8 protein-coding genes and 4 tRNA genes are annotated in these 11,505 nt (G+C 44.1%); all 12 read right to left on the reverse strand.

The features are described from left to right. Window positions 1-120: 120 nt before the first annotated feature. The gene (locus ABTV07_RS20190) at window positions 121-1,335 is read right to left on the reverse strand and encodes a S1C family serine protease (RefSeq protein ID WP_433745957.1); all 1,215 of its coding nucleotides are present in this window, start codon (window positions 1,333-1,335) and stop codon (window positions 121-123) included. Window positions 1,336-1,541: 206 nt separating this feature from the next. After that, window positions 1,542-2,336, reverse strand: coding sequence for an MBL fold metallo-hydrolase (locus tag ABTV07_RS20195; protein ID WP_433745959.1), 795 nt, complete (start codon window positions 2,334-2,336; stop codon window positions 1,542-1,544). A gap of 5 nt (window positions 2,337-2,341) precedes the next feature. Beyond that, a complete protein-coding gene (locus tag ABTV07_RS20200; RefSeq protein WP_433745961.1) occupies window positions 2,342-3,136 on the reverse strand; it encodes a two-component system regulatory protein YycI in 795 nt (264 codons plus the stop codon). After that, entirely contained in the window at window positions 3,123-4,451 is a 1,329-nt protein-coding gene (locus ABTV07_RS20205; protein ID WP_433745964.1) for a YycH family regulatory protein, read from the reverse strand. Before ABTV07_RS20205 ends, ABTV07_RS20200 begins: the two co-directional genes overlap by 14 nt. Continuing rightward, complete coding sequence (walK, locus tag ABTV07_RS20210; RefSeq protein WP_433745967.1) at window positions 4,448-6,271, reverse strand: cell wall metabolism sensor histidine kinase WalK; 1,824 nt, start codon at window positions 6,269-6,271, stop codon at window positions 4,448-4,450. Before walK ends, ABTV07_RS20205 begins: the two co-directional genes overlap by 4 nt. A 3-nt stretch (window positions 6,272-6,274) precedes the next feature. After that, a complete protein-coding gene (yycF, locus tag ABTV07_RS20215; RefSeq protein WP_433745970.1) occupies window positions 6,275-6,985 on the reverse strand; it encodes a response regulator YycF in 711 nt (236 codons plus the stop codon). Between the two features lie 220 nt (window positions 6,986-7,205). Beyond that, on the reverse strand, window positions 7,206-8,678 hold the full coding sequence (locus ABTV07_RS20220; RefSeq protein WP_433745973.1) for a peptidoglycan DD-metalloendopeptidase family protein: 1,473 nt from the start codon (window positions 8,676-8,678) through the stop codon (window positions 7,206-7,208). A 403-nt stretch (window positions 8,679-9,081) separates the two neighbouring features. Continuing rightward, a tRNA-Phe gene (locus ABTV07_RS20225) sits at window positions 9,082-9,154 on the reverse strand. Window positions 9,155-9,339: 185 nt separating this feature from the next. Further along, a tRNA-Asp gene (locus ABTV07_RS20230) sits at window positions 9,340-9,416 on the reverse strand. A 77-nt stretch (window positions 9,417-9,493) separates the two neighbouring features. Then, window positions 9,494-9,568: transfer RNA gene (locus ABTV07_RS20235), tRNA-Glu, on the reverse strand. A 9-nt stretch (window positions 9,569-9,577) separates the two neighbouring features. Beyond that, window positions 9,578-9,653, reverse strand: a tRNA-Lys gene (locus ABTV07_RS20240). A 524-nt stretch (window positions 9,654-10,177) separates the two neighbouring features. Next, window positions 10,178-11,464: an adenylosuccinate synthase gene (locus ABTV07_RS20245; protein ID WP_433745975.1), complete on the reverse strand. Its 1,287-nt coding sequence runs from the start codon at window positions 11,462-11,464 to the stop codon at window positions 10,178-10,180. Window positions 11,465-11,505 lie beyond the last annotated feature (41 nt).

The raw sequence follows: 11,505 nt of genomic DNA on the forward strand, positions 1-11,505 counted from the left end.
CTCTGTTATAGTATGCTCTAAACCATTGATCAACTGTTTAATTATCCACAAGGTCATTCTACCATTAAAAGAAAAAGCAGGAAAGGGAACTTCCCCTTTCCTGCTTAGTTATCCACATGTTTACATCTGAGATTCGTCTGTCAGCTTGATTGTGGTTTCTTTTTTCTTGCCGGCACGGTAGTATGTGACTTTCATTTGGTCGCCGACTTTTTTCTTATCATAGAGATATTTGCGAAGTTCCAAGATGTTTTTGACCGGTTTGCCATCGAGTTCGGTGATGACATCAAGCTCTTGAAGTCCTGCTTGTGCTGCCGGTGTATTTGGCATTACTTTCGCAATCATCACACCGTTCGTGATGTCTTTAGGAAGCTTCAATGTTTCCTGCTGGTGGTATGCTGGGATATCGGTTACATCACGCAGCTGTACACCCATTGCCGGACGCTTGATTTTTCCGTACTGCTCGAGGTCGCTGATGATTGGCTTCGCATAGTTGATCGGAATGGACAACCCGATTCCTTCAACAGCTTCCTGAGCAATTTTCATGGAGTTGATTCCGACAACTTGACCGGAAATGTTCACCAACGCGCCGCCTGAGTTGCCGGGGTTGATGGCTGCATCGGTTTGGATAACCTGTGCTTGCCAGTCTACTTGTCCATCCTTGTTCAAGTCCACTGGAATCGTTCTTTCAAGTCCTGAAACGATTCCTTGTGTAACAGAACCGGAGAATTGCTGGCCAAGCGGATTTCCGATTGCAATAACAGGCTCCCCTGGTTTAAGGGCATCGGAATCACCGAATTGAGCAACCGTATCGACTTTGCTTCCATCAATCTCGATGACGGCTAAATCTGTCCAAGGATCTGTCCCTCTAAGTGTCGCTTTTTCTTTCGTACCGTCCGTTAATGTGACTTCCAGCTGATCTGCGCCTTCGACTACATGGTTGTTCGTCACAATGTATGCTTTGCCTCCAGCTTTTTTATAAACAATTCCGGAACCCGATCCTGCTGGCTGCTCCTGCTGAGACCAGAAATCCGTTGATTGTATGTTCGTGATGCCGACGACTGCCGGGCTCGTTTTTTTAACGGCTTTTGTCACATCTGTTGTGACATCAAGAGAAACATTTTCCTTCTGGCCGTGGAAGGCTTGATCTGTTTCCTTCAATTGTGAATCTGGCTGGACGCTATATGGCAGTACACCCACATCGGCCAGCTTGGGAAGCGCCACTAAGATTAGGATGGCGCCAAGGACCACCCCAACGAGGCTCGCTAAAAAGATGCCTCCTTTATTTCCTTTTTGCTCTTTATAGCGATTTTGATTATCTTGATCATAGTATCCCACGTATAAATCCATCCTTTCTTCAATGATTGCTACATATTATTTTGTCTCTTATGAAGCCATTATAGTCAGCGACTATTAAAATTTTATTAAAATTTCTTAAAAATCGCCTCTTAATCTATTAAAAAAGGAATGAAAATACAGTTAAGTCTAATTGAACCAAACTGTGTCTTCATTCCTCTTTATCCTTGATGTAAGTAAGTTAAACATTAAATGGCGACTAATGGGGTCGGGATTTTCGGATCTGTATCGTAAAGGGAGAATTGCTCTCCTACTATGATTCCCCGATCTTGAAGAGTCTGCGATACACTCATCCGCGCCAGATCTTTCATGTTGTTGTCCGTACTCAAATGAGCCAAATAGAAGCCTTTCGTCCGATCGCCAGCCACTTCTCCCATGGCAATGGCGGCATCTTCGTTCGAAACATGGCCGACATCACTCAGGATCCTGCGCTTGATGTTCCAAGGATATCGTCCCATCCGGAGCATCTGCACATCGTGGTTGCTTTCAAATACATAATAGTCAGCGTTCTCGATGGTTCCTTTCATCCGGTCGCTGACATAGCCGGTATCCGTGATGACCACGAGCTTCTTATCTCCGTGGTGGAACGTATAGAACATAGGCTCAACGGCATCGTGTGAAACGCCGAAGGACTCAATATCCAGGGAACCGAATGTCTTGACCGTCTCCATATCAAATGTGAACTTCTGATCCACCGCCACTTCGCCGATCAGCCTGTCCATCGCATTCCAAGTCTTTTGATTGGCATAGACCGGCAGTTTATACTTCCTCGCTAAAACGCCGATGCCTTTAATATGGTCGCTATGTTCATGCGTCACCAGGATTCCGCTTAAATCCGATACACTTTTTCCGATCTGTTGAAATAATCCTTCCATCTGCTTTCCGCTCAGGCCGGCATCCACTAGGAATGACTGTCCATCTGCCTCAACGAACACCGCATTTCCCGTACTGCCGCTGGCCAGTACACTAAAATGCAAAGACATACCGTTCACTCCAATTTTTTATTTATCGTGATGACTGAACCTTCAAAGGCGTTGACAAATAGGTTGTCCTTCTTGCTCCCCTGATTGACGACCACATGCCATGTAGGCGTCAACACTTGCGACTCGGGGGTCTGAACGAGTGTATAATAGCCAAGCTCGACATTCGTGATCTTGCTGTCGAGCCGCAGCATCCCTTTATTAAATAAAGTCCCGACTGCTTGAATGGATGAAATGATTTGCTCTTTATTGTATTCATCGATGGAATCAAGCATGGTCTGTTCATAGGAAACTACTTCATTCTTGTCGTTCAGATAAAAGGTCAGTTCTCCATTCACGTTTTCGAAAATCACTTTATCTTTAAATTTCTGCGCATACGTTATTTTTTTACTCTCTTTATTATAACGCCAAAACTGATATTTTTCTCCCCCAATGATGTTGTCCTCAACAAATGAATCAAGGACTTCAGGGTCAAAGTCCGTGCCTAATTTATAAGGTTCATCCAATGTGGAAGAGATTTTCGTATCATTGACGATGATGGCATCCTGTCCATCAAGCTCATCGAGTTCCTCTTTGGAAAACTTCTTCGTCTTCACACTCAACAGGTAGTGTTTCTCTTTCTCCTTATCCTGTGGAAGGGCATCGTAGGTAATGCCGGCTTCCTTCAGCTGCTCCTCAATGGAAGCATCCTTCTTCGGAAGATACTGGCTCGCAGTATTTTTCTTCACCAATTGAGACAAAAGGAACACATCGAGGATCAAAAAGACTATGATGAAGATCGTTTTCGTTTTATTCCAATCCACCGCTCGTTCCTCCTGCATTATTAATTGATAAGCGAATCCAGCTGCCGCTGTCCATGTAGTACCAGGATGGTTCTAACACTACCGTCTGTGGATTCTGCGGATCCCTTGAAAGTTTGTATCCAATCGTGAAGTCTTGAAGAAGCTTCGGCTTGATATCAGGGTTATTCTTGAGATAATCCAACACTTCATATCCGCTTGGAAGCGTCACCTTCAGCGCCCAAGGCAAGGAAACATCCAACGTGAAATTTGGACGCATATATTTATAGATTTCATCCTTCCCCCAGTATTCGGTGATCTCAGACATGCCTTCATCATTAAACACCGGCAGTCCATTTTTATAAAGAAGGAAAGAAACCATGCTTGTATCAGAATTCAGGCTGAAATAATGGTATTGATCCGTCCATCCTGCATGCCCGTTGATAAAATCAATGCTTTTTTGAATTAGTTCATGAGGACTGTCTGTCAGATTGCTCTCTTCTGCGGGATTGATATAAGAAAAATAGTTCGTTAGTTTATTCACCCTCATGAGGCTTGATCCATCCGTGAATTCCTCTAGATTGGCCAGCTGCGACTTCCGCACATCACTCGGATCGCTGAACAGGGCATTTTTAAATTTATTCACATCGATTTCCGTCATATAGTATCGAAGCATCGTTAAGTCAATCCGTGTTTTCGGCAAGTAAATCGTCTGATGATCATTGATATCATGTGGGAAATAGGAAATATATTTAGCCGGTGCCTCTTGGGCAAACGTGTTTTGGAAATTCGTTAGGTAATTCGCCCGGATATTGCACTCATACACTTTATAGCTATTCGGTTCATTGCTGATAAAATAAACCACTGATTCCTTTTGAATATTGCTCAAATTAATGACAATTTCATTGAAAGTAACGGAAGGGATCTTCGTCTCTTCAAACTTCAGCGCCCCTTTATAAAGAGTAATAGGCACCTCATCCGGAAAGAGAATCTGAACCTTGCCGTTTGAATGCTGGATATCCAGGAGTTCTGACCTCGTAACAGAACTGGTGATGTTGCGGAAATCATAAAATGTCCATTTCTTCATTTCATCGACAATGCGATTCATTTCTACACCGTTAAATGTCCCGTAGTGGGCGTCATTTTGATGGAAAAAGATCTTGGAAGGCTTAATCAAACTGGAAGCTTCCTTCTTGTCGCTGATCGTGACTTCACGGAATAGGTTGTTCGGATTGGCTACCTCATAATCCGGTTGGTAGGTCCAGAGATTCCATGTAAGGACAATGCTCGTAATGACAAGGACCGTCAGCAATATTGATTTAATGGTTTCATACCTCATGACCAATCATCCTCTAGCGATGGGTCGTATGGAAGAGTAAAGTGAATCGTCGTTCCTTTCCCCTCTACACTGGTGGCCCATATTTTTCCGTTGTGTGCTTCTATCATTTCTTTCGCTATCGCAAGACCAAGGCCTGTCCCGCCCATTTGTCTCGTCCTTGCTTTATCGACGCGGTAGAAGCGGTCAAAAATCTTATCGAGCTGGTCCTTCGGGATGCCCATTCCTTCATCTGAAACACTGACCTCGATGAAAGGCTCTTTTTCCACGACAGAGAAAGTCACCTTTCTGCCTTGAGGAGAATATTTCAATGCATTTGAAATGATATTATCCAGCACTTGCGTCAATTTATCTGTATCGATATCAACATATACATCATCGCTGAAGAAATCTCTCGTAAATGTGATGTTTTGATCGATTGTCATTTCAAAGCGGTCAATGATGCGGTTGAAAAACTCGATGAAATTGACCCAATCCTTGTTGAGTCGATAATCTTTGCTGTCCAATCGGGAAAGCTGCAGCAAGTCATTGACGAGGCGGATCATCCGCTCCGTTTCATTCTGTGTCACATGCAGGAACTGAGGTGCGATTCCTTCATCCTGCCAAGCCCCTTCTGCCAATGCTTCCAGGTAGCTCCGCATAGTGGTAAGGGGAGTTCTGAGCTCATGGGAAACGTTCGCAACGAATTCCCGTCTCTCCATATCGATTTTTTCCTGTTCGGTAATATCGTGCAGGACGGTAATCAATCCGTTCACGAATCCCGTTTCTTTTTGAATGACAGAGAAGTTGGCCCGTAAAATATAATGGGTATCCATGGTGCTGTAATCGAGAATGACCGAATTCTGCTCCACAAGAAGGTCGTCAAACGTGTATTCTTCTTCCAGGCCAAGAACAGAAACGATCGGCTGCGCCAAGACTGTTTCACGTGAAACATCCAAAAGTTTCGACGCCGGTTCATTGATGAGAATGACCCTTCCTTTACGGTCCGTGGCGATAACTCCGTCTGTCATATAGGAAAGCACAGAAGAAAGTTTGCGCCTCTCCCCTTCTGTCATAGCCTGTGCTTCCTGTAGCTTCTTTGTCAGGTTGTTGAAAGTAAGGGCCAATTGTCCGATTTCATCATAGCCGTAGACTTTAACTTTCCGGGAGAAATTCCCTTTCGCCATGGCCAATGCCTGTTTCCGCATATCGGAAATCGGCCGGGTGATTGTCTGAGCGAGAAGAACCCCAAGAACGGCTGTAATGGCCAGCGCAATCGCTGTACCGGTTGTAAAGATGCTGTTGATTTCGTTCATCTGCTCATAGACGGTATCAATTTTGGCAATTAAATAGATGGTCCCGACTACTTCATCATTATTTTTAATCGGTGAAGTGAGGACCCATATCCGGTGTCCCGTCGCTTTATCAATATATCGATGATCTTCTTCCGACCCGATGACAAGGACCCGCTTAACGGATCCCTCTGTCGTTCGCTGGCCGACGATTCCCTGATTATTTTGATCAGAGGTCCCGATGATTTCTCTTTTATTATCTATGATCCGCACTTCCTCAATATCGGAAGCCACGAAATCCTGCAGGACCTTTCGAATCGCCTCTTTTTCCGTCGGGTCTTCATCCTGCCGCACTTTTATGATTTCTTCGCGGGCTAAATACTCAAGCAAGTCCACCCGTTCGTAAAGGGACTTCTTGAAGTTGTTAATGAGATTGGTTTCAAGCCTATTAACAAAATAGACCCCGATGATCTGCATGGCAATCAAAATCAAGAGCATGTAGACCAATACAAATTTCAAATGGATGGAACGAAAAAAGCCTACCTTTTTCATCTATTACTCCTGTTCTGGATTGCGAAGGTAATAACCGACTCCTCTTCGTGTCACGATCCATGTTGGATGACTAGGGTTGTCTTCAATTTTCTCCCGCAATCGGCGTACGGTTACGTCAACAGTCCGCACATCTCCGTAATAATCATAGCCCCATACAGTCTGAAGCAAATGCTCCCTTGTCATGACCTGGCCAATATGCTTCGCCAAGTAATGAAGCAGTTCAAACTCCCGATGCGTCAATTCAATTGTCTCTCCACGCTTGGAAACCACATAAGCATCTGGATGGATCACCAATGAACCGACAGCGATTTCGTTGTTTTCATCTTCTTCATTCGTCTGGCTCGCAATATGCTGATGGCGGCGAAGGTTCGCTTTCACCCTTGCAATCAACTCGCGCGTGCTGAATGGCTTTGTCACATAATCATCGGCGCCAAGCTCCAATCCAAGGACCTTGTCGATCTCTGAATCTTTTGCTGTCAGCATGATGATCGGCATTTCATATTTCTTTCTGACTTCACGGCAAACTTCCATGCCGTCGCGATTTGGCAGCATTATATCGAGAAGGATCAAATCAGGTTTGAATTCTTCTGCCATGCGGATCGCTTCATCACCGTCATGGGCACACCAAACTTCGTATCCTTCTTTTTTCAAATTGAACTGTAAAATATCTGCAATTGGTTTTTCATCGTCTACAACTAGTATTTTCTTTTCCATAAGGTTTGTTCTCCTTTGTAATAAGTCATTAAAGCTTACTATTACATAACATACTACCCTTAATTTATCACGTTCTGTCCACGAATTCATCTTTTCACCTAAAAAGCACCAACTTTTCTCGGGAAATAATTTCGTCGGATCCTGTCGAACCTAGGGCTGCGTAAAAAGTAAAATGCCTCTAGTCAATCAATGGCTAGAGGCAAAGTATTTATAATCATCTTTATAGTTTTGTGCGTGGGTTGACCAGCTTGCCGTGGTAGCGTACTTCAAAATGCAGATGCACTCCTGTTGCTTCACCGGTTTCACCCATAACCCCGATTTTCGATCCTGCAGTAACCGTTTGGCCTACATGTACAGAAACAGAGCTCATGTGAGCGTATAACGTTTGGTAGCCGTTTTTATGGTCAATGACCACTTTATTTCCGTATCCGTCATTGCTGTAGCCAGCTGTGACAACGACGCCGTTGTCTGCTGCTTTGATCGTGCGGTCAGATGGGCGGGCGATATCGAGTCCTTTGTGCATCTTGCCCCAGCGGTATCCCATTTCACTGGAGACATATCCGCCGACTGCAGGCCATACAAAGTGGCCAGTTCCTCTGGATGGCACCACTTTTGTACCTTTTTTTACGATGTAGTTAACTGGTTCACTCAATACTTTTTGATCTTTCACTTCTTTTAAGACACGTTCTCCGTTTTGCTCAGAGATGACATAGGTAGTGGCGCTTTTTCCTTCTTTGCCTTCTTGGACTACCTTTGTTTCTCCTTTATACATCGAGCTGTCTTCTTCGACTTTCTTTTCATAAGGAACAGGCTCAACTTTATATACTTCCCTCTTCATGATTACATGAATAAGAGGTTCATAGGCTGTTACGTTGATGTCGCTGCCAATCTTTAGAACGGAATCTTCTTTGAGTCCCGGGTTGAGCTTGATCAGTTCAGCAGTAGAAAGGTCATGCTTAGAAGCAATGGCCCCAAGGACATCGCCTTCCTGAACTTGATATTTCTTCTCTTCCAGCGTACCTTTTTGCAGATACTTCACTGCCTGCTCAGGCTCAAGAATCTTGCCTGGTTCAACAGATCCTTCTTCTTCGCCTAAATTTTCTTTGACAGAAACATCTACTAATCTAGTTTCATCTTCCTTCAATGGTGGTAAAGAAGTGGAAGAAGACTTCTGAGCGTCTAATGCATCAAGCTCTTTTTGCGTAGCATAGGAAAGTTTCAACTGCTTTAATACTTGATCAGCTGACTCTTTGTCTTTTAAATAGACAACCGGCTTTCCATCGACTGTAATTGCAACGGCATCTGCAAGGACTGAAACTTGCTCTTCTACTTTCTTAGCCGTTTCTTCATTGTCAGCATCTGTTTGAAACACTTGTTCAGGTATGTATTTCAAATTCTTTCCGACTTCCACATGGAATCCGGAATATGCATCGCTGCTTGCTGCTGTCTTTTCATCGATGACTTTTTGAATGACAGCTGGATCTGTGACTGTGCCCATATATTGATCTTTAATATAGACGTGGTAAACTTTGTTCAATCCCGACTTTGAATCATTGGCTGATACAGAGTGGAATGAAAAAGCTGATAGAACAAGAGCAGCAACTGCTGTCTTTTTTATAAGATTAGTAGAAACATTTATATTCAGTTTTGGAAAATTGGATGATACGTTAGACAATTTCTGTCTCCAATTCATTTTCTTTTCCTCCTAAAAGCAAAGGCGACGACCAAAAAACGATGTTATCAACACGATTGGTACTTTCTGCCTAAAAGCAAATATTCTTACAATTTAACACTCACTAACTTTACCATAAATGCTAGTCAATAGGGCTAACGTCTCTGTAATGTAACATAATTGTATAATAAATTACATTTTGTGACATTTAATCGCTATGAAAACGTTTGCGTTAATTGATGTAAAAGCCTATTCTAACAGGACTTAGGTAGGATTTTATGCCCAGTAAGCGAGGGCTGCGTGGAGGATGCTAGAGAGGAAAAAATACCCGGGATTTTTCTCTTAATGTTACAGTTATGTTACAAAACATAGAGAATATAAAAAAGCACTGCGAGAGTCATGTCATCGCAGTGCTTTTTAGTGATGGCTCGGGACGGAATCGAACCGCCGACACATGGATTTTCAGTCCATTGCTCTACCGACTGAGCTACCGAGCCTTGTAGTTACGGTTTACGCTAGGCGGCGAATTTCTTCGTCAGCTTCAATCACTCAAGTCCTCACGTGCGTTTAGCACGCTCCGGCTTTCGCTCAATCGCTTCCTCGAACTTCTTGCCTATCCTAAACCTTTCATTCTAGATAGGGTATGTAATTATTACTTACCATCCATCTTCTAAAATGAAAATGGCGGTCTGGACGGGACTCGAACCCGCGACCTCCTGCGTGACAGGCAGGCATTCTAACCAACTGAACTACCAGACCAAATTTTTTTGCTTCAGCAAAATAAATTTCCTTAATTTCACCAGCAAAATGACTTACATTAATTGCTTAAAAATAAATGGTGACCCATACGGGATTCGAACCCGTGTTACCGCCGTGAAAGGGCGGTGTCTTAACCGCTTGACCAATGGGCCAATCTAAAATGGTGAGCCATGAAGGACTCGAACCTTCGACCCTCTGATTAAAAGTCAGATGCTCTACCAACTGAGCTAATGGCTCGAATGAAGTGCTGTAATCTTCTTAAGAATCTTGTAATCTCGCAGCAACGAAACTAATAATAGCACAGAAATTCGACAAAAGGCAACACTTTTCTTAATATTTTTTAATGAAAGGTGGGAATTCATTAAAATCACCTAATTTATCTACCAATATTGAGCATACGGATCTCGTTTGCTCCCCAGTTTGAACAGTTTCCGGCTCACTTTGAGGATTTATCTCCACACTTTTGGTGGTAACCGGCCCACTTCTTCATTTTATCTCGGCACTTTTCGACTCCACCGACTCACTTTCCTTTTATTAGGAGAATTCCAGATAAAAATCCCCCAGTCCGAAGGCTGGGGGATTCGCTTTTTTCAAATCGTCTTTTGATCTTGAAAGCCTCTGAACAAACGGCTCCGCTTTTCTCGATCCAGCTCCAGCGCCCAGCCCCTCGAGTCATAAGCCGCCCCTCTACGGAAATCAGGATTTCCTTCGAGTTCCGTCTTATGCTGGTCGGGGCTTTCAGGGCGCTTCCGCTTTTCTATCTATCTCCAAACACTCTGCACGACATTTGTTTGTGTTCTGTCAGGCCCTACGGAGAAGATGGATAATGGGATGCCTGTCAGTTGGGATACGCGCTCCAGGTAGTGTCTTGCATTCTCTGGGAGTTCTCCAAGTGTTTTGCATCCTGTGATGTCTTCTGTCCAGCCTGGGAGTTCTTCGTATACCGGCTCGCATTTAGCGAGGATGTTTAGGTTTGCCGGGAACTCTTCGATGACTTTTCCATCGTATTTGTAAGCAACGCAGATTTTCAGCGTTTCGATGCCAGTCAATACGTCGATGGAGTTCAAGGACAAGTCTGTCAGACCGCTGACACGGCGTGCGTGGCGCACTACTACACTGTCAAACCAGCCGACACGGCGCGGGCGTCCTGTTGTTGTGCCGTACTCACGGCCGACTTCACGGATTTGGTCGCCGATTTCGTTTGTCAATTCTGTAGGGAATGGACCATCTCCGACACGGGTTGTGTAAGCTTTGGATACGCCGACTACATGATTGATTTTAGATGGACCGACGCCAGATCCGATTGTTACGCCTCCTGCCACTGGGTTGGAAGATGTAACGAATGGATATGTTCCTTGGTCGATATCGAGCATGACACCTTGGGCGCCTTCGAATAGAACGCGGCGTCCTTCGTCAAGGGCATCGTTCAATACGACAGATGTATCGCATACATATTTCGCGATTTGCTGACCGTAATCATAGTATTCATTAAGGATTTCTTCAATTGTGAATCCATCTGTTTCATAAAATTTTTCAAGAAGGCGATTTTTCTCTGCCAGATTGCGCTCAAGCTTCTCTTCAAAGGATTCGCGGTCCAAAAGATCGGCGATGCGGATTCCGCTTCGTGCGGCTTTATCCATGTAGGCTGGGCCGATTCCTTTTTTCGTAGTACCGATCTTGTTGGCGCCTTTGCGTTCTTCTTCTACTTCATCCAATTTGATGTGGTATGGAAGAATGACGTGGGCACGGTTGCTGATGCGCAGGTTGTCCGTGGTAATCCCGCGGTCGTGCAGATATTTCAGCTCCTGAACAAGTGCTTTCGGATCTACGACCATTCCATTTCCGATGACGGAAATCTTTTCATTATAGAATATTCCAGATGGGATCAAGTGCAATTTATACGTTTCACCGTTGAATTTAATTGTATGGCCCGCATTGTTTCCGCCTTGGTAGCGTGCGATGACCTCTGCATTTTCTGAGAGAAAATCTGTGATTTTCCCTTTTCCTTCATCTCCCCATTGTGTTCCAACTACAACTACTGAAGACAATATGAAGCACCTCCGCATGAACTACTTATGTAGCCCGCTAT

The organism is Falsibacillus pallidus, assembly GCF_050990905.1.
GTDB lineage: Bacteria > Bacillota > Bacilli > Bacillales > DSM-25281 > Falsibacillus > Falsibacillus pallidus_A.